Below are 25,633 nucleotides of genomic sequence, written 5' to 3' on the forward strand. Positions count from 1 at the left end.
GCGCATGACCGCCCTGGACCCCAGCATCCCCGTCGCCGTGGTCGGCGCCGGCACCATGGGCGCCGGCATCGCCCAGGTCGCCGCCCTGGCCGGCCATCCCGTCCGCCTGCACGACACCCGTCCGGGCGCCGCGGCCCAGGCGATCGCCGGCATCCGGGACGGCCTGCGCGCCCTGGCGGCCAAGGGCCGGCTGGACGCCGGCCCGGCGGAAGCCGCCGCCCGGGCACTGAGCGCCGCCGACGACCTGGCGGACCTGGCCGGCTGCGGCCTGGTCATCGAAGCCATCGTCGAGCGGCTCGACACCAAGGCCGCCCTGTTCGGCGCGCTCGAAGCCATCGTGGCGCCCGGCTGCCTGCTGGCCACCAACACCTCGTCCATCCCGGTCACGGCCATCGGCGCGGGGCTGCGCCACCCCGGCCGCCTGGGCGGCCTGCACTTCTTCAACCCCGCGCCGCGCATGCCGCTGGTCGAGGTCGTCTCGGGCCTGGACACCGATCCGGCCACGGCGCGCGCGCTGGCCGACACCGCGGCGGCCTGGGGCAAGACACCGGTGTCCGCCCGCTCCACGCCCGGCTTCATCGTCAACCGCGTGGCCCGCCCCTTCTACGCCGAGGGCCTGCGCCTGCTGCAGGAACGGGTCCTGGACCCGGCCACGCTGGACCACATCATGCGCGCCTGCGGCGGCTTCCGCATGGGGCCGTGCGAACTGACCGACCTGATCGGCCAGGACGTCAACGCCGCCGTCTCCCACAGCGTCTGGACGGCCTTCCACCACGCGCCGCGCTTCGAGCCGTCCCTGCTGCAGCAGGAACTGGTCGACGGCGGGCGCCTGGGGCGCAAGTCCGGGCGCGGATTCCACGACTACCGCCCGGGCGCGCCCGCGCCCGTACCGCGACTGGCCGCTCCGCAGCCCTGTCCGGCCGCCCTCACGATCCATGGCGAAAGCCCCCTGGCGCGGGCGCTGGCCGGGCGCCTGCGGGCGCGCGGCGTCGCGTTCGAGGCCGCCCCCGCCGCCAGGGACGGGCGCGTCGCCCGGGCCGGCGACGCCGTCCTGTGCCTGACCGACGGCCGCAGCGCCACCGAGCGCGCCCGCGACCTGGACCAGCCCGCCACGCTGCTGCTGGACCTGGCGCTGGACCCGATGACGGCCGCCTGCCTGCCCCTGGCCGCCGCACGGCAGTGCCCGGAACAGGCGCGGCGGGACGCCACCGGCCTGCTCCAGGCGGCGGGCTTCGAGGTCGCCCCCATCCGGGACGCGCCCGGCATGGTGGTCATGCGCACCGTCGCCATGCTGATCAACGAAGCCGCCGACACGGTTCATCAGGGCGTCTGCGGCGCCGCCGACCTCGACCTGGCCATGCGGCTGGGCGTGAACTATCCGCTGGGACCGCTGGACTGGTGCGACCGCATCGGCGCCGGTACGATCGGCGCGGTCCTGAACCATCTGCGCCGCAGCGACGGCGAACGCTACCGCCCCTGCGCCGCCCTGCAATCCGCCATCCACTCGGGAACCTCACTCCATGACGCATGAAGCCCTCGCCCCCCAGACCCTGGCCGAAACCGTGGCCGCCGCCATGTGGTCCCGCGACCGCGCCGCGCAGTCGCTGGACATGCGCCTGGACTCCATCGCCCCCGGCAGCGCCCGGCTGTCGATGACCGTGCGCGGCGACATGCTCAACGGCCACGGCATCTGCCACGGCGGCATGATCTTCACGCTGGCCGACACCGCCTTCGCCTACGCCTGCAACAGCGACAACCACAACACGGTGGCCTCGGCCTGCCACATCGATTTCCTGGCGCCCGCCCGCGAAGGCGACCGCCTGCAGGCGCGCGCGGAGGCCCGGACCCAGGGCGGACGCACCGGGGTGTACGACATCACGGTCCACAACCTGACGGCGGGCCGCGACGTCGCGCTGTTCCGGGGCAAGTCCCACCGCATCCAGGGCATGGTGACCGACACCCTGCCCGAGGGCGCCCCGCAGGGCCTGTCCGGCGCGAACAGGGCCTGACACGGCCCGCCCGCGACACGAATCACAAGACAAGGAGACAAACGCCATGCCCGTCAAGACCATCCAAGCCGGAGACCTGGATCCCATCGAGACCGCCAGCCGCGACGAGATCGCCGCGCTGCAGCTCGACCGCCTGCGCCAGACCCTGCGCCACGCCTACGACAACGTCCCGCACTACCGCAAGGTCTTCGACGCGCGCGGCGTCCACCCCGACGACCTGCGGCGCCTGGAGGACATCCGCAAGTTCCCCTGCACCACCAAGGAAGACCTGCGGCGCAACTACCCCTTCGGCATGTTCGCCGTGCCCCGCGAACGCCTGGCCCGCCTGCACGCCTCGTCGGGCACGACCGGCAAGCCCACCGTCGTCGGCTACACACTGAAGGACATCGACACCTGGGCGAACCTGGTCGCCCGGTCGATCCGCGCGGCGGGCGGCCGCGCGGGCGACACCGTCCACGTCGCCTACGGCTACGGCCTGTTCACCGGCGGGCTGGGCGCCCACTACGGGGCGGAGCGCGCGGGCTGTACCGTCATCCCCATGTCCGGCGGCCAGACCGAAAAGCAGGTGCAGCTGATCATGGACCTGCGGCCCGACATCATCATGGTGACGCCCTCCTATTCCCTGGTCATCGCGGAGGAATTCGACCGCCAGGGGATCGCCCCCGAGGACATTTCCCTGAAGGTCGGGATCTTCGGCGCGGAGCCCTGGGGCGAGGGCATGCGCGCCGAGATCGAGCGCAAGCTGGGACTGGACGCCGTGGACATCTACGGCCTGTCCGAGGTCATGGGCCCGGGCGTCGCTTCCGAATGCATCGAAACCAAGGACGGCCCGGTGATCTGGGAAGACCACTTCTACCCGGAGATCATCGATCCGGCCACCGGCGAACCGGTGGCCGACGGCGAGGAGGGCGAGCTGGTCTTCACCTCGCTCACCAAGGAAGCCCTGCCCATCGTGCGCTACCGCACCCGCGACCTCACCCGGCTGCTGCCTCCGACCGCCCGCAGCTTCCGCCGCATGGGCCGCATCACCGGCCGCAGCGACGACATGCTGATCATCCGGGGGGTGAACGTGTTCCCCACCCAGGTCGAGGAGCAGATCCTGCGCGACCCGATCTTCAACGGCATCTACCAGATCGTCGTCACGCGCGCCAACCACCTGGACCAGGTCGAGGTCCGCTGCGAACTGCAGCACGAGGCCGACGGCGCCAGCGCCGAGGCCGTGGAACATTCGATCCGCCGCCTGCAGCACCACATCAAGACCAACATCGGCATCTCCACCAAGGTCACCGTCCTGCGCTACGGCGAACTGCCGCGCACCCAGACCGGCAAGGCCCGCCGCGTGTTCGACGAACGCCCCCGCCAGGCATAAGGAAGGAAGACCCATGGACGCCTTTCTCTGCGACGCGGTACGCACCCCCATCGGCCGCTACGGCGGCGCCCTGGCCGGCGTGCGCGCCGACGACCTGGCCGCGCTGCCGCTGCGGGCCCTGATGGAACGCCACCCCGGCCTCGACTGGTCGGCCCTCGACGACGTCCTCCTGGGCTGCGCCAACCAGGCCGGCGAGGACAACCGCAACGTGGCCCGCATGGCCGCGCTGCTGGCCGGCCTGCCCCTGTCCGCGCCCGGCGCCACGATCAACCGCCTGTGCGGATCGGGCATGGACGCCATCGGCACGGCCGCCCGCGCCATCCGCGCGGGGGAGGCCCACCTGATGATCGCCGGCGGCGTCGAATCCATGTCGCGCGCGCCCTTCGTCGTGCCCAAGGCCGAGCAGGCCTGGTCGCGCCAGGCGGCGATGTACGACACCACCATCGGCTGGCGCTTCGTCAACCCGCGCCTCGCCCAGGCGCACGGCACGCACTCCATGCCGGAGACGGCGGACAACGTCGCCGGGGAATTCGGCATCTCGCGCGCCGACCAGGACGCCTTCGCCCTGCGCAGTCAGCAGCGCTGGGCGCGCGCCCAGGCGGCCGGCCGCTTCGCGGACGAAATCGTGCCAGTGCGCATCCCGCGCCGCAAGGCCGACGACCTGGTGATCGACACGGACGAGCACCCCCGGCCCGACACCAGCGCCGAGGCCCTGGCGCGCCTGCGCGGCATCAACGGGCCGGACCTGAGCGTCACGGCGGGCAACGCCTCGGGCGTGAACGACGGCGCCTGCGCCGTGCTGCTCGCCTCCGGCGAGGCGGCGCGGCGTCACGGCCTGACGCCCCGCGCCCGCGTCCTGGGCATGGCGGCGGCCGGCGTGGCGCCGCGCATCATGGGCATCGGCCCCGTCCCGGCGATACGCAAAGTCCTGGCCCTGACCGGCCTGGCACTGGAACAGATGGACGTCATCGAACTCAACGAAGCCTTCGCCGCCCAGTCGCTGGCGGTGCTGCGCGAGCTCGGGCTGCCCGATGACGCCCCGCACGTGAATCCGAATGGCGGCGCGATCGCCATCGGCCATCCGCTGGGCATGAGTGGCGCCCGGCTGATCACCACCGCCAGCGCCGAACTGATCCGGACCGGCGGCCGTTACGCCCTGTGCGCCATGTGCATCGGCGTGGGCCAGGGCATTGCCATGATCATCGAAAATACCCACACTCAAGGAGACACACCATGAAAGCATCGACCTGGCGCTGGATGACCGGCTTCGCGCTGGCCGCCTTCGGCTTCGCCGCCCAAGCCGCCGACCCCATCAAGATCGGCTCGGTCCTGTCGGCCACCGGCCCCGCGGCCTTCCTGGGCGACCCCGAGGTCAAGACCCTGGAAATGTACGTCGAGTCCATCAACAAGGCGGGCGGCCTGCTGGGCCGGCCGCTGCAGCTCGTGCACTACGACGACGGCAGCGACGCGAACAAGGCCAACAGCTTCGCCAAGCGCCTGATCTACGACGATCAGGTCGACGTCATCATCGGCGGCACGACGACGGGCTCGACCATGTCCATGGACCCGCTGGCCGAGAAGGCGGGCGTCCCCTTCATTTCCCTGGCGGGCGCGGTGGTCATCATCGACCCGGTCAAGAAATGGATGTTCAAGACGCCGCACACCGACCGCATGGCCGCCGAAAAGGTCTTCGAGGACATGAAGAAGCGCGGCTTCACGAAGATCGCCCTGCTCAGCGAGACCAGCGGCTTCGGCCAGTCCGGCAAGAAGGAATCCGAGCTGGTCGCGCCCAACTACGGCATCCAGATCGTGTCCAACGAGACCTACGGCCCGAAGGACACCGACATGAGCCCGCAGCTCACCAAGATCAAGAACACGCCCGACGTCCAGGCCGTGCTGATCTTCGGCCTGGGCCAGGGGCCGGCGCTGGTCACCCGCAACTACAAGCAGCTGGGCGTGAAGCTGCCGCTCTATCACGCGCACGGCGTGTGCTCGAACGAGTTCATCAAGCTGGCCCGCGACGCGGCCGAAGGCGTGCGCCTGCCCTGCGCGGCACTGGTCGTCGCCGACAAGCTGCCCGACAGCGACGCCCAGAAGCCGGTCGTCACGGCCTACGCCAAGGCGTTCCAGGAACGCTGGAAATCCGAGGTCTCGACCTTCGGCGGCCACGCCTATGACGGCCTGATGCTCTACGCCGACGCGGTCAAGCGGGCCGGCGGCACCGACAAGGCCAAGGTGCGCGACGCCATCGAGCAGACCAAGGGCTACGTCGGCACGGGCGGGGTGGTGAACATGTCCGCGACCGACCACATGGGCCTGGACCTGAGCGCCTTCCGCATGCTCGAGATCAGCAACGGCGACTGGAAGCTGGTCGACTGAGCGTGGGCTCGGCCGCCCATGCGGCCGGGCTTTCTTTTACCCCCCAATCGCCGCGGAGATGCGGCGGGCGGCGGCGCGCAGCGCCTCGGCGGCGGGGCCGTCGGGATCGGCCCGCAGGGACCCGGCGTGTCCCACCACCGTCAGGGCCAGCAGCAGCTGGCCCTGCGCATCGAACACCGGCACGCTGATCGCGTTGATGCCCGGAACGTGTTCGCCTTCCACCACCGCCACGCCGCGCGAGCGGATGTCGCGCCGCGCCGCGGCGGCGAGCCGCCGGCCCGGCGGATCCTGCCAGGCGGCGAAGACACGCCCCGTGGCGGAGGATTCCAGGTCGAACAGGGCGCCCTCGGCCACGCCGACGGACATGCCCCCCCGGCCGGGCTGGCAGACCCGGACGGCCGTCACCCCGCCCTGCCCGGGCACCGCGACGAAGCAGGTCTCGCCCAGCATCTGCGCCAACGCGCGGGCCTCCGCCCCCGCCAGCCGCAGGGGATCCTGGCGCGACAGCCAGGACAGCGCCAGGTCGCGCACGGCTGGGCCGATGTCGTACCGGCCCGTGCGCGCGTCCTGGACGACCCAGCCGGCGCGCGCCAGGCTGACCAGATAGCGGTAGGCCTTGGCCCGGTGCATTCCCGCCCGCCGGGCCAGGTCCGACAGGCCGCACGGCGTCTCGCCGTCCGCCAGCCGGCGGAACAGGTCCAGCCCCACCTCGACCGACTGGATGCCCGGCACGTCGCCCGGCCAGTCGCCCGCGTCGGCAGAAGCCGGGCCGATCGATTCATGGGGAAAAACTGTTGGACGCATCGTGTCTCAAGCCTTAGATTGAGCGTGTTGTCTTAATAATAACGCTGTTAATCATTATATAACACTTTCATTGGAGACCCCTGATGAAGAATCCGATCACCTTCCCCAAGGCCGAAGGCATCCATACCCGCCAGGCCCACTGCGACATCCCCGACGGCCTGTACGAGCGTGAGCACGGCCGCAACGGCTTCTTCGGCCCGGCCAGCCACATCCTGCACACGCACAAGCCCACCGGATGGACGAAATGGGAAGGCCCCATGGAGCTCACCCTGCTGGACCTGAACCGCCTGGACGACAGCGCCCCCTGCCCCTGGAAGGCGCGGCGCTTCATGCACAACGGCCAGACCCAGGTCTGTTTCTGGAAATTCGACGTGTCCATGCCCGACCTGGCGCGCAACGGCGACGGCGACATGATCCTGTTCTTCCACCGGGGCGAGGGCGAGTTCTTCTGCGACTACGGCCACATGAGCTACCGCGAGGGCGACTACATCAACATCCCGCGCGGCACGACCTGGCGCCTGGAAACGTCGGTGCGCAACGAGGTCCTGACCATCGAAGCCACCGAGGACCTGTTCCAGCTGCCGGAACGCGGCATCACCGGCCGCCACGCGCAATTCGACCTGGCCGTGCTGGACACGCCGAAGATCGACGACGCCTACAAGGCCCAGTACGGCGAACATGAAACCCGCGTGCGCGCCAAGCGCCGCCAGCAGGTCACGACGGTGACCTTCCCCTACAACTTCCTGGACACGGCCGGCTGGCACGGCGACTGCGTGCCGGTGAAGCTGAACTGGCGCGACATCCGCGAGCTGCTGTCGGACCGCTACCACCTGCCGCCGACGGTGCATGCGACCTTCCTGTCGAACACCATCATCGTCTGCACCTTCGCGCCGCGCCCGATCGAAAGCGACCCGGGCGCGCTGAAGGTGCCCTTCTATCACAACAACGACGAATTCGACGAGTCGATCTTCTACCACCAGGGCAATTTCTTCAGCCGCGACAACATCAAGCCGGGCATGTTCACGCTGCACCCCTCGGGCTTCCACCACGGCCCCCACCCCAAGGCCTACGCGGCCGCCGCGGCCAACAACAAGGGCGAGCGCAAATACACCGACGAGGTCGCGGTGATGATCGATTCGCGCTATCCGCTGGAACTGGATACTTTGCCCGAAGGGGTGAAGGTGCCGGGGTACCTGGATTCGTGGAAGGAGTGAATTGAGTTCTTAAGACGGGAAGCCGAGTGGAGGGGCATGGCGCCGCCCGACTCGGCGGTCCTCCCTGCGGTCGGACTGCCCGACTCCCCTCGTCCTCGCTTCATCGCCGGACACAGCGGTCGTTTTTATGGCTTTGCCGGATCGAAGTGCTTCTTCAGCCCCTGCCAGCAACGGTAGTATTCCCGCTGCCGCTGCGGGGATTCCAGGGCCTGGCGCGTGGCCTGGATCGCCACCGGCGTCTCGAACATGAACGCCATGGTATCGGCGACGTAATCGGGCCGGGAAGTGTCCGCCGCGCTGGCCTTGGCGAAGGTCTCGGCGTCGGGGCCGTGGCCCGTCATGGTGTTGTGCAGCGAGGCGCCGCCGGGCTGGAAGCCCTCGGCCTTGGCGTCGTAGCGGCCGTGCACCAGGCCCATGAATTCGCCCGCCAGGTTGCGGTGGAACCAGGGCGGCCGGAACGTGTCCCGCATCGCCAGGATGCGCGGGGCGAAGGCGACGAAGTCGATGGTGTCCACGCCCGGCACGGCGCTGGGCGCGTGCAGCACCAGGAAGATCGACGGATCCGGATGGTCGTAGGTGATCGAGCCGATCGCGTTGAAGCGGCGCAGGTCGTACTTGTAGGGCGTGTCGTTGCCGTGCCAGGCCACCACGTCCAGGGGCGAATGATCCATGCGGGCACTCCAGAAGCGGCCCTGGAACTTCGCCAGCAGCTCAAAGTCGCCCTCCAGGTCTTCGTAGGCCGCCACGGGCGCCAGGAAGTCGCGCGGGTTGGCCAGGCCGTTGGAGCCGATGACGCCCAGGTCGGGCAGCCGGAAATGCGCGCCGGGGTTCTCGCACACGTAGCCACGCGCCGCGCCGTCGGGCAGGCGCACCTGGAAGCGCACGCCGCGCGGGATGACGGCGATCTCCTGGGGCTCGACCCGCAGCACGCCCAGCTCGGTCGCCAGTTCCAGGCGCCCCTGCTGCGGCACGATCAGCAGTTCGCCGTCGGCGTCGTAGAAATAGCGGTCCCGCATCGAGCGGTTGGCGGCGTACAGGTGGATGCCGCAGCCGGCGTTGCCGCCCATGGTCACCATGCCATCCACGAAATCCGTGGCCGCGTCCTCGCCGGGCAGGGGCAGCGGATCCCAGCGCAGCGGGTCGGGCGGCGTGGGGACCTCGTCGTAGCGGCTCAGCCAGCGCGCGCCCGCGGAGGACGGCTCGAACGGTCCATGCGTGGCCGCCGGCCGGATGCGGTACAGCCAGGATCGCCGGTTGGCGTGGCGCGGCGCGGTGAAGGCCGTGCCCGACAGCTGCTCGGCATACAGGCCATAGGGGGCCCGCTGGGGGGAATTGCGGCCCGCCGGCAGCGCGCCGGGCAAGGCCTCGGTGGCGAATTCGTTGCCGAATCCGCTCTGGTATTCCAGGGAATGTGTCGTGCTCATGATGATCTCCCGAAAAACACGGCCGGCAGCCGCTTCGCGCGCGCCGGCTCCGCGGGGACCGCGGCCCGCGTCCGCGGGCGGCGCCCCGCCAGTCACTCCGCGTCCGGCTGCGCGTCCGGATGGGCGGCCCGGAAAGCCGGCAGCGATTCGCAATGCGCCGCGATCCGCGCGATCGTCGGAAAGGCCGACAGATCCACATCATAGCGGCGCGCGTTGTAGACCTGGGGCACCAGGCAGCAATCAGCCAGGCCCGGCTCGTCGCCGTGGCAGCAGCGCCCCGTCGCGGGCGATTGCAGCTGGGCCTCCAGCGAACGGAAGCCCAGCTCCACCCAATGCCGGTACCAGTCGTCGCGGACGGACTGCTCGATCTTCATTTCGTGCGCCAGCCAGCGCAGGACGCGCAGGTTGTTCAACGGATGGATGTCGCAGGCGACGTGCAGCGCCAGGGCGCGCACCCGGGCGCGGCCCGGCGCGTCGGCCGGCAGCAGGGTAGCGGGGCCGTGCGTCTCGTCCAGGTATTCCATGATCGCCAGGGACTGGGTCAGCACCCGGCCGCCCTCGGCCAGCGCCGGCACCAGGCCTTCCGGATTGCGGCGCCGGTAGTCGTCGCCGAACTGCTCGCCGCCGTGGCGCAGCAGGTGCACCGGAACGACCCGGTAGTCCAGTCCCTTCAGCGCCAGCGCGATCCGAACGCGATAGGCCGCCGAACTGCGGAAATAGGAATAGAGCTCCAGCATGGGTCCGGCTCCCCTCAAGCGTCCGCGCGGCGCTCGACCGTCTGCTCGATGACGCCGAAGATGTCCTCGCCTCGGGCGTCGCTCATGTGGATGCGCACCCGGTCGCCGAAGCGCATGAAGGGCGTGGCCGGGGCGCCGCCCTCGATGGTCTCGTACATGCGCACCTCGGCGATGCAGCAGTAGCCCACGCCGCCGTTGCGGATGCTGGAGCCGTGCAGCCCGCCCTGCTTGTTGGACACCGTGCCCGAGCCGATGATGGTCCCGGCCGCCAGCCGGCGCGTGCGGGCGGCGTGCGCGATCAGTTGCGGAAAGTCGAAGGTCATGTCCTGCCCCGCGTCCGGGCAGCCGAAGGGCTCGCCGTTCAGCTCGACCCGCAGCGGCAGGTGGACCTTGCCATCGCGCCAGGCCGGCCCCAGTTCGTCGGGCGTGACGGCGACGGGGGAAAACGCGCTGGCCGGCTTGGACTGGAAGAAGCCGAAGCCCTTGGCCAGCTCCCCGGGGATCAGGCCGCGCAGGGACACGTCGTTGACCAGCATCAGCAGGCGGATCGCACCGGCGGCCTGCGCCGGGCGCGCGCCCATGGGCACGTCGCCCGTGACGACGGCGACCTCGGCCTCCATGTCGATGCCCCAGTCCTCCGTATCGGCGACGATGGGGTCGCGCGGACCGATGAAACTGTCCGAGCCGCCCTGGTACATCAGCGGATCGGTGAAGAAGGATTCCGGCACCTGGCTGTTGCGCGCGCGGCGCACCAGTTCCACGTGGTTCAGATAGGCGGAGCCATCCGCCCACTGGTAGGCGCGCGGCAACGGGGAATGGCAGGCGGCCTGGTCGAAGGGGCGGGCCGCTCCGTCCTGGCCCGAATTGAGCCGGTCGTAGGCGGCGCGCAGGGCCGGCAGGCAGGCATCCCAGCCGTCCAGCGCCGCCTGCAGGGTGGGCGCGATCTCGGGCACGGCGACGCACTGCGTCAGGTCCCGGGACACGACGACCAGGCGGCCGTCGCGCGACTCGTTTTTCAAAGTGGCAAGCTTCATGGGTACTCCGGTTGCCGGGCCGCCGAGGCGCGCCCGGAGGCGCGGAGCGTCGGCCCCGCGCCCAGGGACAGGCTTATTTCAGTTCGGCCTGGACCTGGTCGAACAGATCCTGGCCCACGCTGGGGATGAACATCTTCCACACGGGCTGGACGCGCTCGCGCATGCGGTCGTGCTCGGCGTCGCTGACCTCGTTGATCTCCATGCCGTGCTTGGCCATGGTTTCCTTGGCCGACTGCGCCTGGGCGCGCGCCACCTGGCGCTGGTAGGTCCGGGCCTCGACGGCGGAATCCTTCAGGATCTGCTGCTGTTCGGGAGTGAGCTTGTCCCAGAAGGCCTTGGACACCAGCGGGATGAAGGCGCCGTAGCTGTGGCGCGTGATGGACAGGTATTTCTGCACTTCGTAGAGCTTGAGCGCGGCGATCACGGCGTTGGGCGTGCCCTGGCCGTCGATGGTGCGGGTCTCCAGCGCGGTGTAGAGCTCGGGCACCGCCAGCGGCACCGGATTGGCGCCCAGGGCCTTGATGGTCTCCTGGGTGATCTTGGCCTGGATCGAGCGGAACTTCAGGCCTTCGAAATCTTCGGCCTTGGCGATCGGATGCTTGCTGTTGGTGGCGTTGAAGAAGCCGTTCTCCCAATACGCCAGGCCCACCAGCCCATGCGCGGGCAGCGTTTCCAGCAGCTTCTGGCCCACCGGGCCGTCCAGCACCTTTTCCGCCTGCGCGTCGTTCTTGAACAGGAAGGGGAAATCCAGGATCTCGTAGGCCTTGACCATGCCCGTCAGGGTGGTGGTCTGGGGCACGGTGAACTCGATCGTGCCGCCCTGCAGGGCGGAGGTCACCTGCACGTCGTTGCCCAGCGCGCCGCTGTAGTAGGGCTTGATGTCGATCTCGCCGTGGCTCTTGGCCTTGACCAGTTCGACGAACTTGGCCACGCCCTGGCCCTGATGGGACTTTTCCGGCAGGGTGACGGCGAATTTCGCGGTGACGGCCGCCCAGGCGGAGCCGGACAGCGTCGCGGCCAGCAGGCCGACGAGCAGGGTGGTACGGATTTTCATGGAATGTCTCCTTGGGTGGAATCGGACGGGGCGCCGGCCGCTAGCGCCACCACTGGGCGGGCACGGTCACCAGTTCGGGGAACAGGATCAGGGCGATCAGCAGCGAGACCAGGGCCAGCAGGAACGGCCCGATGCCGCGCGTGGCCTGGGCCATGGACACCTTGCCCACGGAACTGACGACGTTCAGCACCACGCCCACGGGCGGGGTGATCATGCCGATCGAGCAGTTCATGATGAAGATCACGCCGAAATACACGGGATCGATGTCGGCCGCCTGCACGATCGGCAGGAAGACCGGCGTGAAGATCAGCACGATGGGGATGAAGTCCAGCACCATCCCGGCGAAGAACACCACGATCATCATGGCGGCCATCAGGACCATCGGATGATCCGACAGCCCCTGCAGCCAGCCGCCCACTTGGCCGGAGATGTCGGTGATGGTGATCATGTAGGACGCGACCATCGCCAGCGCGGCCAGCAGCAGCACCACCGAGGTCGTCTGCGCCGTGGACAGCAGGCATTCGTAGACCTTGCGCCAGCTGAGCTCGCGGTACACCACCAGGCCGACGAACAGCGCGTAGGCGGCCGCCACCACGGCGGACTCGGTCGGCGTGAAGATCCCGAAGCGCAGGCCGCCGATGATGATGACCGGCAGCATCAGCGCCCAGCCGCCCTGCCCCAGCAGGCGCAGGCGCTGCCCCCAGGGCACCCGGGGCGTCAGCGCCACTTTCTGCCGCCGGGCGACGAACCACCAGGCCACGGTCAGGAACAGCCCCATCAGGACGCCGGGCACGATCCCGGCCAGGAACAGGCGGGTGATCGACACATTGGCCACCACGCCGAAGATCAGAAAGCCGATCGACGGCGGGATGACCGGCGCGATGATGCCGCTGGCGGCCATCAGGCCGCAGGCGCGCGCGGGATCGTAGCCGGCCTGGCGCATCATGGGCACCAGGATCGCCGCCAGCGCCGCCGTGTCCGCCACGGCGGACCCCGACAGGCTGGCCAGCAGGATGCCGGCGCAGATCGCCACGTAGCCCAGGCCGCCGCGCAGATGGCCGACGAAGGCGCTGGCCATGTCGACGATGCGCTTGGACAGCCCGCCCGCGTTCATGAATTCGCCCGCCAGGATGAAGAACGGCACGGCCATCAGCACGAAATTGTCGGCGCCCGCGACGGCGTTCTGCACCACGATCTGGGCATCGAACTGCCCGACCAGCAGCATCAGCGCCACCCCGGCGAACATCAGGGCGAAGGCGATCGGCAGGCCCAGCGCGATCAGGCCCAGCAGCGAGCCGAGGAAGACGAGCGCGGTCATGAACGGTCTCCCTTGGAATCGCGCGCCTCGCGGCCTGCTGGCCGCTTCGATTCGCCAGGCACGGAACGGTCCGCGGAGACCGTTCCATGTCCGGCTTCCTCTTCGATCCGCTCGGCCAGCCCTTCGATGCGGTCGGCCAGGTCCTCGGTGAGGCCGTCGTCGATGCCGATCAGCGCCCGGCGGATGTTGTTGCAGACCGGAAAGATCAGCGCCACCCCGAACACCAGCGCCGTCCCGTACAGCCAGGCGTAGGAAATGCCCAGGACCGGATAGGTGTTGCCCAGGTTGATCACGGTCTGGCGCCAGCCGCCGACGATGAAGATCACGCAGCCGGCCAGGATCAGCGCGCCGGTGAAGACCACCAGCGCCCGGCGCGCACGCGGCCCGACGGCCCGCTGCAGCGTGTCGAAGCCGATGTGGATGCGCCGCGCCGAGGCCAGCACCGCGCCCATGAAGATCAGCCAGACGAACAGCAGGCGCGACAGCTCCTCGGAAATGGCGATGCCGGAATTGAAGGCATAGCGCAGCACGACGTTGCCGAAGACCAGGATGCCCATGATCGTCAGGCAGGCGACGATCAGGATCTCGAAGCCCCGGACGACCAGGCGGGCGGCATCATTGATCATCGGCGTTCATCCCTGGGAAAAGGCATGGCGTGTCTCCTGTCCGGATCCGGATGCGGGCACGGCGGCGCCGGCGCATCGCTTGTCATTGATGACCCATTAGACGCAGTTTCCAGCTATCATTCAAACAGTTTTTCTTCATCGATTCATAGGGTGATCCGATGGAAATCACACTGCGCCAATTGCGCGCCTTCACGGCGCTGGCCCGCACCGGGGGCTTCACCCGGGCGGCCGAATCCCTGCACATCACCCAGTCGGCCTTGAGTGGCCTGATCAAGGAGCTGGAATCCCAGCTGGGCGTGCGCCTGGTGGACCGCAACACCCGCCGCATCCAGCTGTCGGAGGTCGGGCGCGAATTCCATTCCGTCGCCACCCGCATCCTGCGCGACCTGGACGGCGCGCTGGAGAACATCGACAACCTCAAGCGCCTGCGGCGCGGCATCGTGCGCATCGCCGCCCCCCAGTTGATGGCCAGCACCCTGATCCCCGAAGTCATCGCCAGCTTCCGCCGGGAACATCCCGACATCCAGGTTCACCTGCTGGACTGCGCGGTCGAGAACGCCATCACCCAGGCGGTACGCGGCGAAGTGGACATCAGCATCGGCCCCCACCGCGAAGGGCTGGCCGAGCTGTCGGCCGATCCCCTGTTCGACCTGCCCTTCATGGCCGTGTTTCCGCCCGGCCACCCGCTGGAATCGCTCAAGCGCATCCGCTGGACCGACCTGGTGCGCTATCCCCTGATCGCCCTGCAGGGCCAGTTCACCGACCGGCTGGCCCTGGACCTGTACCGGATGGCCGACATTCCCGCCATCCACCCCAGCCACGAGGTGGCCTTCATGAGCACCGCCCTGAGCATGGTCAGCGCGGGCCTGGGCGTGACGGCGGGGCTGCCCTACGCGCAGACGCTGGTGGACCTGTACGGCCTGCGCATGCGCCCGCTGCTGGACCCCGTGATCCGCCGCCAGTTCTTCATCTACAGCCGCCTGCACGCCAGCCCGCCGCCGGCCACCCAGGCCTTCGTGCGGCACTTGCACGAACACGTCGGCGAACGGGACTGGGGGAATCCCGGATAAGCTGCCGTTTCCCCCGCGAAACTGCCGGTTCCGGACCGCGGCGCCGCCCTATAATCGGATCCAGATCGATCGGCATGGCACCCTCCGGCATCAGGCGACTCGCCCGGAAGGTCCCAGGGGCCCACCGGAAACGCCGATGAAAACTCGCTTCCGCTCCATCATCGCGCGCACCTGCCTGTTCTTCCTCCTGGGATTGGCCGGCCTCGCGCCGCACCCGTCCCGGGCCACGACGCTGACGATCGGCATCAGCGACATGGGCCCGCTGCTTTCGGCCGCGCCCAACGGGCAGCCGGACGGCGTCCTGGGCAACATCCTGTCAGAAATCGCGCGCCAGGAAGGCTGGACGCTGAAGACCGACCCCTGCGAATGGCAGGACTGCCTGCGGAAACTGCGGGACGGCGACATCGACCTGCTGCCCGCGGTTTCCCTGACGTCCGACCGCACGGCCTTTTTCGACTATCACCAGACGCCGGTCCTGCAGACCTGGACCCGGATCTACATCCGCCCGGGCGAGAACATCCGTTCCATCCAGGACCTGAACGGACGGCGGCTGGCAGCCCTGGCGGGATCGGCCGAATACGGATACCTGGCAACCTTGCTGCCCGGCCTTGGTGTCCGGCCCCACCTGGTTCCGGTGGACACGCTGATCCAGGGCTTCCAACTGGCGCAGGCGGGGCAGGCCGACGCCGTCGCCTCCGACTTCTTCTTCGGCAACGCCACGGCCACGCAATACGGCCTGGCGGCCACCCCCATCATCTTCCTGCCGTCCGGGATCTATTACGCCGCGCCGAAGGGCCGCAACGCCGCCATCCTGCGGGCGATCGACCGCCGCCTGGGCGCCTGGAAGGCCGATTCGGACTCCGTGTACTACCGCATCCTGACCCGCTGGGACAGCCCCAGGATGCGCCCCACCGACACGACGGCGGCGGCCGGCTACGGGCCGGCGGCCCTGGTCGCCGCCGGCCTGGCCGCGCTGGTCGCGCTGGCCTGCGCCGGATACCTCTGGCTCCGGGCACGCCGCCAGGCGAAGCGCCTGCGAGCGGCCGGTCATCGCCTGGCCGTCGTGCTCGACCACATCGACGACCTGATCTGCATCGAGGACGGCGACCGGCAATGCCAATACGCCAACAGGCCCTTCCGCGAATTCTTCGGCCTGCCCGAAGCGCCGCCATCGGCGGCGATCGACCCCGGCCAGGCCACCGGCCCCGTGCGCACCGACGGCGTCGCGGCCGCCGACCTCCCGGCCCTGGAACGGGGCGAACGCATCGTCGCCCAGGAACGGCGGCCCTCCGCCCGGACGGGCCGGGTCCACACGTTCCAGTCCGTCAAGATGCCGCTGCGCGATCCGGACGGCGCGAACGGCATGTTCTGCACGATCCTGACCGACATCACCGCCCGCGTGCAAGCCGAGGACCTGGCCCGCCACAACGCCTCCCACGATCCCCTGACCGGCCTGCCCAACCGCATCCTGCTGCTGGACCGGCTGGAACGGACGCTGCTCGACGCGCGGCTCGAAGCGGGCTGCGGCGCCGTGCTGGTCCTGGACCTGGACGGCTTCAAGAAGCTCAACGACAGCCGCAGCCACGCCATCGGCGACCAGGTGCTGAAGGAAGTGGCGCGCCGCCTGAAAGAGCACACGCTGGAGCGGGACACGGTCTCGCGCATCAGCGGCGACGAATTCATGGTGCTGCTCACCCGGCTGGACGCTGCCCCGGAAGCCGGCGCCCGCCAGGCGCTGAAGATCGCGGAAAGGCTCCGGCGCGTCCTCGCCTCGACACCGCTGGAACCCGGCGAACAGGCCTGCGTCTTCACCGCCAGCATCGGCCTGACCCTGCTGCACGCCGGCGGCGCGACGGCCGGCGACGCCATCCGCGAGGCCGATCTGGCCATGCAGCGCGCCAAGCAGCTGGGCGGCAACCAGACCGTCTTCTACGACCATACGCTGCAGACCGAATTCGAACAGCGCCTGTGGATGGAAAAGGACCTGACCCTGGCCCTGAACACCAGCCAGCTGGCCATGCACATCCAGCCCCAGTACGCGCGGGACGGCCGGATCTCGGGCGCCGAGCTGCTGGCGCGCTGGACGCACCCCGGCCACGGCCCGGTCTCGCCCGCCCTGTTCATCCCCCTGGCCGAGGAAACCAGCCTCATCAACCACCTGACGTACTGGTCGCTGGACGTCGCCTGCCGGACCTTGCTGGACCTGCAGGGCCTGGACGAGACCTATCCGGTTTCCATCAACATCAGCCCCAAGGTCCTGATGGATCCGGGATTCGGCGAGGCCGTGCGCGGCCTGCTGAAACGCACCGGCGCGCCCGGCAACCGGATGATCTTCGAAATCACGGAAGGCGTGTGGATCCAGGACGTCGAGGTCACGGCGCGGCGCATGCGCGAACTGAACCGCCTGGGCATCCGCTTTTCCATCGACGACTTCGGCACCGGCTATTCCAACCTGTCCTGCCTGATGCGCCTGCCGATCTTCGAGCTGAAGATCGACCAGAGCCTGATCCGGAACCTGCCCGACGACCCCGACAGCATCGCCATCGCCCGGCTGATCCTGGCCATGGCCGGGCAACTGGACTTCTGGGTCGTCGCCGAAGGCGTGGAAGACGAGGCCCAGGCCGACTTCCTGGCCCGGCACGGCTGCGACGCGATGCAAGGCTATCTGCTGGCGCGCCCCATGCCGATCGGCAATTGGCTGGACGCGGTCCGCCAAAGGCGCGCCGGGCCGTCATGACGGCCGCCTGACCGTCTCCCCTTGCTCCTCAGGCCTCGAACCGCAGGCTGGCCTGATGCGCCAGGGTGCCGTCCTGCTCGGCCCACAGCTCGGCCTCGTGATCGGACAGGAGACGGCCACCGACCTGGAAGGCCCGGGGCGCGATCAGCGGCCGCACGCCCCGATAGGACAAGGACCGGACCCGGGCGCCCGGATGCGCCCGCAGGAACGCATGCGCCATCGAGGTGGCGATCAGCGGGCCATGCACCACCAGGCCGGGATAGCCTTCCACGTCGCGCGCATAGGGTGCGTCGTAATGGATGCGGTGGCCATTGAACGTCACGGCGGAATAGCGGAACAGCATGACCGGGCCGGGCGCCACGGTTTCCGACCACTGGCATGCCGGGGCCGGCCGCGTGCCCTCCAGAACGGGCGGCGAGGGTTCCCGGTAGACGATGTCCTGCTCTTCAGCGATACACAGCGCATCGTCCTGAAAATGATGATGCTCCACCGTGACGAACAGCAGGCGGCCGGTGCGGCCGGTTTTTTCCGTGACGGAGGCGATGCGGGAACGCCGTTCCCCAGGCCGCCCCACCCGCAATGGACGATGGAATTCCAGCCGGCCGCCGGCCCACATGCGGTTGCGGCCGTCCGCCGGCGGCAGGAATCCGCCCCGCCGGGGATGGCCGTCCGCCCCCAGGCGGGCATACGGCTGGCCTTCGACGAAGAAGGCCCAATGCCACAGCAAGGGCAGGTGCTCGAAGGACTGCCCGGGATCGGCGTCCAGGCTCAGCGCCACCCGCCGGACGTGGCCGGGGTCCAGCGCGTCGAAGCAGGTCTCGGTGCGGCCGACCCAGGCCGCGGGATCATGATCGGACATCGTCGTCTCCATTCAGGCGGACTCCCAGGCCCAACTCCGCCAGGATGCGTCCGGTGTGTTCCCCCAGCGCCGGCACCCCCCCCATGACCGCCTGATCGGCGCGGGCGATGCCGGGCGGCAGCAGGGCGGGCAGGCGCCCGGCGGGACTCTGGACATCGACCCAGCGATTGCGCGCGCGCAACTGCGGATGCGCCCACAGATCGGCCATGTCGTTCATCCGCGCGTTGGCGATGCGGGCGGCGTCCAGGCGCGCCACGACCTGCTCGGCCGTCAGGCCGGCGAAGACTTCCAGGATCAGCGCGCGCAGCTCGGCGCGCGCCGCAGAACGGCGGGAATTGGTCGAAAAACGCGGATCGGCCGCCAGTTCCGGGCGCTCCAGCACCCGTTCGCAGAACACGGCCCATTCACGCTCGTTCTGCAGCCCCAGGATCACCGTCTTGCCGTCGCCCGCGGCGAACGGTCCGTAGGGATAGATGGTGGCATGGGCCGCCCCGCTGCGCGGCGGCGGGGGCGCACCCTCGAAGCTGTAATACATCGGGTAGGACATCCATTCCGCCATGCTTTCCAGCATGGAGACGTCGATGTGCCGGCCCAGGCCCGTCCGGCCGCGCTCGATCAGCGCCGCCAGGATGTTCGTATAGGCGTACATGCCGGCCGCGATGTCGGCGATCGAGCACCCGGCCTTGGCCGGTTCGTCGGCCGAGCCCGTCACCGACAGGAAGCCGGACTCGCTCTGGATCAGCAGGTCGTAGGCTTTCTTGTCCCGATAGGGGCCGTCATTGCCGTAGCCGGAAATGTCGCAGACGATCAGCCCCGGGAAGCGCCCGTGCAGCGCCCCGTGGGACAGGCCCAGGCGGGCGGCCGCGCCCGGCGCCAGGTTCTGCACCAGCACATCCGCCTTTTCCAGCAGGCGGTCCATGACCTCGGCGGACGCGGGCTCCTTGATGTCCAGCGCCAGGCTTTCCTTGGAGCGGTTCACCCAGACGAAATGGGATGACAGGCCCCGCACGCGCTCGTCATAGCCGCGCGCGAAATCGCCGACCCCCGGCCGTTCGATCTTGATGACGCGCGCGCCCAGGTCCGCCAGCTGGCGGGTGCAGAACGGCGCGGCGATGGCGTGCTCCAGCGTGACGACGGTGATGCCTTGCAGCGGCAGCATGGCGGTTCTCCTCAGAACGAACGCGGCATGCCCAGCACGTGCTGGCCGACATACGACAGGATCAGGTTCGTCGAAATGGGCGCCACCTGGTAGAGGCGCGTTTCCCGGAACTTGCGCTCGATATCGTATTCGCACGCGAATCCGAAACCGCCATGCGCCTGCAGGCAGGCATTGGCCGCCTCCCAGGACGCATCGGCCGCCAGCAATTTGGCCATGTTGGCCTGCGCGCCGCAGTCCTGGCGCTGATCGAACAAGGCGCAGGCCTGATAGCGCATCAGGCTCGCGGCCTCGACATTGACGTAGGCCCGGGCGATCGGAAACTGCACGCCCTGGTTCTGGCCGATCGGGCGGCCGAACACGACCCGTTCGCTGACGTATTTCCGCGCGCGATCCACGAACCAGTACCCGTCGCCGATGCATTCCGCGGCAATCAGGGTCCGTTCGGCGTTCAGGCCGTCCAGGATGTACTTGAATCCCTTGCCCTCCTCGCCGATCAGGTTTTCTTCCGGAATTTCCAGATCCTCGAAAAACAGCTCGTTGGTCTCGTGATTGACCATGTTCGGGATCGGGCGCACCGTCAGGCCGTGGCCGATGGCGCTGCGCAGATCGACCATGAAGATCGACATGCCCTCGGATTTCTTGCGCACCTGATCCAGGGGCGTGGTGCGCGCCAGCAGCACCATCAGGTCGGAATGCTGGACGCGCGAGATCCAGACCTTCTGGCCGTTGACCACATAGCGCCCGTCCTTCTTGGCGGCGGTCGTCTTGATCCGGGTGGTGTCCGTCCCCGTCGTCGGTTCCGTCACCGCCATGGATTGCAGCCGCAGTTCGCCCGATGCGATCTTGGGCAGCCACTGGCGTTTCTGGGCTTCCGAACCGTGGCGCAGGATCGTGCCCATGTTGTACATCTGGCCATGACAGGCGCCCGAATTGCCGCCGGCCCGGTTGATTTCCTCCATGATGACGGAGGCTTCGGTCAGGCCCAGGCCCGAACCGCCATAGGCTTCCGGAATCAACGCCGACAGCCAGCCGGCCCGGGTCAGCGCATCGACGAATTCGGCGGGATAGCCACGCGCCTCATCGACGCGCCGGAAATAGTCGTCGCCGAACTGGGCGCACAGGTCCCGGATGGCGTCTCGGATGTCCTGATACTGGGTTGCCGTGTCTTTCATGCGCTGCCTTCGATTCCAAGTAGCCAGTGGTCCGGCGGAAAGCCCGGACGAGAGCCCATAGAATGAAGGAGCCGTGGGGAGCAGACAATTTCGTTTTGCCAAACAGGGCCTTTCGCCTTCGGCCCGGGCGCCTTGCTCCGCTACCCGGCCGCGCCGCACGGCGCCGATGCGCAATCCGGCTCCGGCGCGGCATCGGCGACCAGGAGGTCGACCAGTTCCTGGGCGAACGCGGGCAGCGGTTCCGCGTCCCGCACGCACAGATGCAGATCCCTGCGGGACCAGGCGTCTTCGAGCGCGATGATGCGGATGGGCGTGTCGCGCGCGTAGCGGTGGGCGGCGGACGCGGGAATGACGCCGATGCCGACTTTCGCGGCGACCAGCCGGCAGACCGTCTCGAACTGGTTCCCGACCTCGACCCGGAACCGCAAGATGCGGCCCATATCCTCGGCCGCCTTGATCAGCAGCGCGTGAATGGCGCTGGACTCGGACAGGCAGATGAAATCGAAATCCAGCGTCTGCTCGAATGCGCAGGACGCCCCCCGCGCCAATGGGTGGCCCTCCCAGACGACCAGCGCGAGCCTGTCCGAGCGATACGGCAGATACCGCACGCCCGCGCCGCCGCTGCCCTGGGCCGTGATGCCGATATCGGCGGCCCCGTCGACGACCGCCTTGACCACCTGATGACTGAGCCGCTCGCGCAGCTCGACGTTGACGTCGGGATGGGTCACCAGATACCGCCCCAGCACGCCCGGTACGAACTCGTTCATGGCGGTCGTATTCGCATACAGCCTGACGCGCCCCTTGACGCCCCGGGCGTATTCCTGGATCTCGCCGCGCAGGTAATCCAGCTGCCGCAGCACGGTGCGCGCATGCTTCACGAACACCTCGCCCGACGGGGTCAGCGTCACCCCCTGGCTGCCGCGGTACAGCAGTTCGGTACCCAGGGATTCCTCGAGGCCCTTGACCCGGTTGCTGGCGGCCGGCACGGACAGGAACGTGCGTTCGGCGCCTTTGGTCAGGCTCATGGCGCTGGCCACGTTCACCATCAACTGCATATCGATCAGGTCAAAGCGAGTCGCCATGGCACGGCCATCCTTCGAATTCGTAAAGCCCATCTTAAGCAAACAATAATAGGCAAACTCGGCCTGGATCAAGCACAGTGATGCTCATGACCCGCCGGCCCGCATCGGACGCCCGCCCGGCCGCCTTCCACCAGGAATACCATGACACACCCGAGCACCGTCCTGTCCCGATTCGTGGCCGACCTGCGATATGACGACATTCCCGCGCCCGTCCTGCGCCGCGCGGAAGACCTGCTGCTGGACTGCCTGGGCTCGATCCTGGCCGGCTCCGGCGGCCGGGCGGTCCGGGTCCTGGCGCGGTACGCGCAGGCCATGGGCCCGGCCGGCGGACCGTCCGAGAACATGGTCGTCCGGCAAGGCACCAGCCCGGTCTTCGCCGCCCTGTGCAACGCCGCCGCCGCGCACATGGTGGAACAGGACGACGTGCACAACGGCTCGGTGTTCCATCCCGGCGCCGTGGTCGTGCCGCCCGTCCTGGCCGCCGCCCAGGCGCGCGGCGCATCCGGCAAGGCGGTGCTGACCGCGATGGTGGCCGGCTACGAGGCCGGAATCCGTATCGGCGAATTCCTGGGGCGATCGCACTACACCGTCTTTCATACGACCGGCACGGCCGGCACCCTGGCCGCGGCGATGGCCACCGGCAACCTGCTGGGCCTGGATCCCGCCCGGATGCGGCATGCCCTGGGCACGGCCGGCACCCAGGCCGCCGGCCTGTGGGAGTTCCTGCGCGACGGCGCCGACTCCAAGCAGTTGCACACCGCTCAGGCCGCGGCCAACGGCCTGATGGCGGCCTGGCTGGCGGAAAACGGCTTCACGGGCGCGGCCCGCATCCTGGAAGGTCCCCAGGGGATGGCCGCCGGCATGTCGCGCGACGCCGACCCGGCGCGCCTGACCGATGGCCTCGGCACCCGCTGGGCGCTGGCGGAAACTTCCTTCAAATATCACGCCTCCTGCCGCCATACGCATCCGGCCGCCGACGCCCTGCTCGCCCTCGTGCGCGAGCACCGCCTGTCGATCGGAGACATCCGGTCGGTGACGGCCCACGTCCACCAGGGCGCCCTCGACGTGCTGGGGCCCGTCATCGCGCCAACGACCGTCCATCAGTCGAAATTTTCCATGGGGACCGTGCTGGGACTGATCGCCAAACACCAGCGGGCCGGACTGCAGGAATTCGACGCCGCCGTGTCCGACCCGGACATCCGGGACTTCCTGCCCCGCGTTTCGATGCGGCTGGATCCGGAGGTCGACGCGGCCTATCCCCGGCGCTGGATCGGCAAGGTCACCGTCACGACCCGCCCGGGCCGGATCCTGGAAGGCCGGGTGGACACACCCAAGGGCGATCCGGACAACACGCTGAGCCGCGCGGAAATCGAGGACAAGGTCCGGCGGCTGGGCCGCTACCAGGACGCCGTGCCCGACGAGGAAATCGATGCGCTGATCGCCCGGGTCTGGAACCTGGCCGATACGCCATCGGTCGGGCGGTTCCTGGACGGCCGGGGGGCCTGATGCGCCCGGATCTGTCGCACTCCTTGAATGCCGCCCGCTCCTTCCTGTTCGTCCCGGGCAATCGCCCGGACCGCTACGCAAAGGCTCTGGACAGCGGCGCGGACGCGGTCGTGCTCGATCTGGAAGACGCGGTCCCGCCCGCCGAAAAGCACGCCGCCCGCGCCGCCATCGCAACCGCCTGGCCGCGCCTGCGATCCGCGGGCATCCCGGTCCTCGTACGCCTCAATCCGCCCGGACTGCCCGCCGGCGGGGAAGACCTGGACTGGCTGGCGGGCCTGGACGATCCACCCGCCGGCCTGATGATTCCGAAAGCCGAATCGCGCGCCGACCTGGCCGCCGTTCACGCGGCCCGGCCCGACGCAGTCCTGCTGCCCCTGATCGAAAGCGCGGCGGGCTACGACGCCCTGGCGGACATCGCCGGCACCCCCGGCGTCGGGCGCCTGGCGCTGGGACACATCGACTTCATGGCCGACACCGGCATCCAATGCGCGGAAGACGAGCACGAGCTCGCCCCCCTGCGCTTCGCCCTGACGATCGCCAGCCGCCGTCATCACCTGGCGCCTCCGGTGGATAGCGTCACCCTCGCACTGAAGGATGACGACCGCCTGCATCGGGATACGCTGCGGTCGTTGCGCTTCGGCTTCGGCGCCAAGCTCTGCATCCACCCGCGCCAGGTGCCCGTCATCCACCGGGCGATGCATCCCCGCCCCGACGAGATCGCCTGGGCGCGGCGGGTACTGGACGCCGACGCCGGTTCGGGGGGACAGGCCGTCCAGCTGGACGGCCGGATGATCGACCGGCCAGTGGTCCTGCGCGCGCGGCGGCTGCTGGCCCGCGTCCGATCCGAAGGCCGCTGAGTCACGGTGCCATGCGACACTCGCCGATCGAATCCTCCACTGTCACGCTCGCCGCCACGCTGACCGTCCAATCGCTGGTGTCCATGTCGCTGCTGACGCTGCCGGCGATCGCGCCGCTCATCGCCGGCCTGCTCGGCATCCCGGCGGCCTACGTCGGCACCTACGTCGCCATCGCCTACGTCGGCGCCATGGTGGCCAGCCTGCTGTCGGGCTCCGCGACGCGGCGCTTCGGCGCCATCCGCGCCAGCCAGGCCGGCCTGTGCGTGTGCGCGCTGGGCCTGGCGCTGTGCGCCGTCGAGTCGGTCCCCGCGATGGCGGCCGGCGCCCTGCTGGTCGGCCTGGGCTACGGCCCCATCACGCCCGCCAGCTCGCACCTGCTGGCCCGCACCACGCCCGCGCACCGCATGTCCTTCGTCTTTTCCGTCAAGCAGACCGGCGTGCCGCTGGGCGGCGTGCTGGCGGGACTGATCGTGCCCGGTCTGGCCCAATGGATCGGCTGGCAGGCGGCTTTCCTGGCCGTGGCCGCCGCCAATCTCTGCTGCGCCCTGGCGATCCAGCCGCTGCGCACGCCCCTGGATGCCGACCGCGACCCGACCCAGGAGCTGTCGGCCGGCAACGGTCTGGCCGGACCGCTGAGGCTGGTCTTCAGCCAGCGCAGCCTGGCCGTGCTGGCCGGGGTGTCCTTCCTGTTCTCGATCGCCCAACTCTCGCTGACTTCGTACCTGGTCACTTTCCTGCACCAGGACCTGGGCATGGAACTGGTCGCGGCCGGCTTCGCGCTGGCCGTGTCCCAGGCGGCGGGGGTCGGCGGGCGCCTGCTGTGGGGCTACGTGTCCGACCACTACCTGGGCGCGGTCCGCACCCTGATGGGGCTGTCGCTGCTGATCGCGCTCTGCGCGCTGGCGACGCCTCTGCTGCGGACGATCGATTCGGGCCTCGCCGTCCTGATCGTGCTGTGCCTGTTCGGCGGCAGCGCCATCGGCTGGAACGGCGTGTACCTGGCCGAGGTCGCCCGGCAGGCGCCCGTCAACCAGGCCAGCATGGCGACCGCCGGGACGCTGTCCATGACATTCCTGGGCGTGGTCGTCGGGCCGCCGGTCTTCGGCGCCGTGGCCTCGATGTCCGGCAGCTACGGCTTCGCCTACGCCACCCTGCTGGTGCCGGCGGGCATCTGCCTGGTCTTGCTGTGGCGGTTCCGCGGGACGTTCGCGCGTTGAAGCCCC

Annotated in this window: 22 protein-coding genes; 11 read left to right on the forward strand and 11 right to left on the reverse strand. The window is 69.4% G+C overall.

Going from position 1 to position 25,633, the window contains the following annotated elements:
- Window positions 1-4: 4 nt before the first annotated feature.
- From ACFO27_RS03890 to ACFO27_RS03910, 5 genes are read left to right on the forward strand one after another with little or no spacing between them, the layout of a single operon-like run.
- Window positions 5-1,531: a 3-hydroxyacyl-CoA dehydrogenase gene (locus ACFO27_RS03890; RefSeq protein ID WP_376816089.1), complete on the forward strand. Its 1,527-nt coding sequence runs from the start codon at window positions 5-7 to the stop codon at window positions 1,529-1,531.
- On the forward strand, window positions 1,521-2,009 hold the full coding sequence (gene paaI, locus ACFO27_RS03895) for a hydroxyphenylacetyl-CoA thioesterase PaaI (RefSeq protein ID WP_376816090.1): 489 nt from the start codon (window positions 1,521-1,523) through the stop codon (window positions 2,007-2,009). Before ACFO27_RS03890 ends, paaI begins: the two co-directional genes overlap by 11 nt.
- Window positions 2,010-2,055: 46 nt before the next feature.
- Complete coding sequence (gene paaK / locus ACFO27_RS03900; protein ID WP_376816091.1) at window positions 2,056-3,378, forward strand: phenylacetate--CoA ligase PaaK; 1,323 nt, start codon at window positions 2,056-2,058, stop codon at window positions 3,376-3,378.
- A gap of 13 nt (window positions 3,379-3,391) precedes the next feature.
- A complete protein-coding gene (gene pcaF, locus ACFO27_RS03905) occupies window positions 3,392-4,615 on the forward strand; it encodes a 3-oxoadipyl-CoA thiolase (protein ID WP_376816092.1) in 1,224 nt (407 codons plus the stop codon).
- Window positions 4,612-5,757: an ABC transporter substrate-binding protein gene (locus ACFO27_RS03910; protein ID WP_376816093.1), complete on the forward strand. Its 1,146-nt coding sequence runs from the start codon at window positions 4,612-4,614 to the stop codon at window positions 5,755-5,757. Before pcaF ends, ACFO27_RS03910 begins: the two co-directional genes overlap by 4 nt.
- A gap of 36 nt (window positions 5,758-5,793) precedes the next feature.
- Here the strand turns inward: ACFO27_RS03910 and ACFO27_RS03915 are convergent, their stop codons facing one another.
- Window positions 5,794-6,561, reverse strand: a complete 768-nt coding sequence (locus tag ACFO27_RS03915) for an IclR family transcriptional regulator (protein ID WP_376816094.1) — start codon at window positions 6,559-6,561, stop codon at window positions 5,794-5,796.
- Between the two features lie 83 nt (window positions 6,562-6,644).
- Between ACFO27_RS03915 and ACFO27_RS03920 the strand changes: the two genes are divergently transcribed.
- On the forward strand, window positions 6,645-7,775 hold the full coding sequence (locus tag ACFO27_RS03920; protein WP_376816095.1) for a homogentisate 1,2-dioxygenase: 1,131 nt from the start codon (window positions 6,645-6,647) through the stop codon (window positions 7,773-7,775).
- Between the two features lie 125 nt (window positions 7,776-7,900).
- Here the strand turns inward: ACFO27_RS03920 and hmgA are convergent, their stop codons facing one another.
- The 6 genes from hmgA to ACFO27_RS03950 all read right to left on the reverse strand — a co-directional run bounded on the left by hmgA (window position 7,901) and on the right by ACFO27_RS03950 (window position 13,968).
- Window positions 7,901-9,199, reverse strand: a complete 1,299-nt coding sequence (hmgA, locus tag ACFO27_RS03925) for a homogentisate 1,2-dioxygenase (RefSeq protein ID WP_376816096.1) — start codon at window positions 9,197-9,199, stop codon at window positions 7,901-7,903.
- A 92-nt stretch (window positions 9,200-9,291) separates the two neighbouring features.
- On the reverse strand, window positions 9,292-9,933 hold the full coding sequence (gene maiA, locus ACFO27_RS03930) for a maleylacetoacetate isomerase (RefSeq protein ID WP_376816404.1): 642 nt from the start codon (window positions 9,931-9,933) through the stop codon (window positions 9,292-9,294).
- A gap of 17 nt (window positions 9,934-9,950) precedes the next feature.
- Window positions 9,951-10,970, reverse strand: coding sequence for a fumarylacetoacetate hydrolase family protein (locus ACFO27_RS03935; protein WP_376816097.1), 1,020 nt, complete (start codon window positions 10,968-10,970; stop codon window positions 9,951-9,953).
- 73 nt (window positions 10,971-11,043) lie between these two features.
- Window positions 11,044-12,024, reverse strand: coding sequence for a TRAP transporter substrate-binding protein (locus tag ACFO27_RS03940; protein ID WP_376816098.1), 981 nt, complete (start codon window positions 12,022-12,024; stop codon window positions 11,044-11,046).
- A gap of 40 nt (window positions 12,025-12,064) precedes the next feature.
- A complete protein-coding gene (locus ACFO27_RS03945) occupies window positions 12,065-13,342 on the reverse strand; it encodes a TRAP transporter large permease (protein ID WP_376816099.1) in 1,278 nt (425 codons plus the stop codon).
- Window positions 13,339-13,968 (reverse strand): TRAP transporter small permease, encoded by a 630-nt coding sequence (locus tag ACFO27_RS03950; protein ID WP_376816100.1) that lies wholly within the window; start codon window positions 13,966-13,968, stop codon window positions 13,339-13,341. Before ACFO27_RS03950 ends, ACFO27_RS03945 begins: the two co-directional genes overlap by 4 nt.
- A gap of 158 nt (window positions 13,969-14,126) precedes the next feature.
- Here ACFO27_RS03950 and ACFO27_RS03955 point away from each other — a divergent pair, with 158 nt between their 5' ends.
- Both ACFO27_RS03955 and ACFO27_RS03960 read left to right on the forward strand, forming a co-directional pair.
- The gene (locus tag ACFO27_RS03955; protein ID WP_376816101.1) at window positions 14,127-15,038 is read left to right on the forward strand and encodes a LysR family transcriptional regulator; all 912 of its coding nucleotides are present in this window, start codon (window positions 14,127-14,129) and stop codon (window positions 15,036-15,038) included.
- Between the two features lie 136 nt (window positions 15,039-15,174).
- Complete coding sequence (locus ACFO27_RS03960) at window positions 15,175-17,775, forward strand: EAL domain-containing protein (protein WP_376816102.1); 2,601 nt, start codon at window positions 15,175-15,177, stop codon at window positions 17,773-17,775.
- Window positions 17,776-17,803: 28 nt separating this feature from the next.
- Here ACFO27_RS03960 and ACFO27_RS03965 read toward each other — a convergent pair whose 3' ends face one another.
- The 4 genes from ACFO27_RS03965 to ACFO27_RS03980 all read right to left on the reverse strand — a co-directional run bounded on the left by ACFO27_RS03965 (window position 17,804) and on the right by ACFO27_RS03980 (window position 22,047).
- A complete protein-coding gene (locus tag ACFO27_RS03965) occupies window positions 17,804-18,634 on the reverse strand; it encodes an HTD2 family dehydratase (protein WP_376816103.1) in 831 nt (276 codons plus the stop codon).
- Window positions 18,621-19,793, reverse strand: coding sequence for a CaiB/BaiF CoA transferase family protein (locus tag ACFO27_RS03970; protein WP_376816104.1), 1,173 nt, complete (start codon window positions 19,791-19,793; stop codon window positions 18,621-18,623). Before ACFO27_RS03970 ends, ACFO27_RS03965 begins: the two co-directional genes overlap by 14 nt.
- Window positions 19,794-19,804: 11 nt before the next feature.
- Window positions 19,805-20,965: an acyl-CoA dehydrogenase family protein gene (locus ACFO27_RS03975; protein ID WP_376816105.1), complete on the reverse strand. Its 1,161-nt coding sequence runs from the start codon at window positions 20,963-20,965 to the stop codon at window positions 19,805-19,807.
- Between the two features lie 140 nt (window positions 20,966-21,105).
- On the reverse strand, window positions 21,106-22,047 hold the full coding sequence (locus ACFO27_RS03980) for a LysR substrate-binding domain-containing protein (protein WP_376816106.1): 942 nt from the start codon (window positions 22,045-22,047) through the stop codon (window positions 21,106-21,108).
- Between the two features lie 141 nt (window positions 22,048-22,188).
- On the opposite strand from ACFO27_RS03980, the gene ACFO27_RS03985 reads away from it, so the two are divergent.
- The 3 genes from ACFO27_RS03985 to ACFO27_RS03995 are packed head-to-tail and all read left to right on the forward strand — an operon-like array spanning window position 22,189 to window position 25,627.
- Window positions 22,189-23,553, forward strand: coding sequence for an MmgE/PrpD family protein (locus tag ACFO27_RS03985; protein WP_376816107.1), 1,365 nt, complete (start codon window positions 22,189-22,191; stop codon window positions 23,551-23,553).
- Entirely contained in the window at window positions 23,553-24,410 is an 858-nt protein-coding gene (locus ACFO27_RS03990) for an HpcH/HpaI aldolase/citrate lyase family protein (RefSeq protein WP_376816108.1), read from the forward strand. Before ACFO27_RS03985 ends, ACFO27_RS03990 begins: the two co-directional genes overlap by 1 nt.
- A gap of 11 nt (window positions 24,411-24,421) precedes the next feature.
- Window positions 24,422-25,627 carry an MFS transporter gene (locus tag ACFO27_RS03995; protein ID WP_376816109.1) on the forward strand — a complete coding sequence of 402 codons (1,206 nt, stop codon included), beginning with the start codon at window positions 24,422-24,424 and terminating at the stop codon, window positions 25,625-25,627.
- Window positions 25,628-25,633: the final 6 nt, after the last annotated feature.

It is taken from the genome of Castellaniella denitrificans (assembly GCF_042653765.1).
GTDB lineage: Bacteria > Pseudomonadota > Gammaproteobacteria > Burkholderiales > Burkholderiaceae_B > Castellaniella > Castellaniella denitrificans.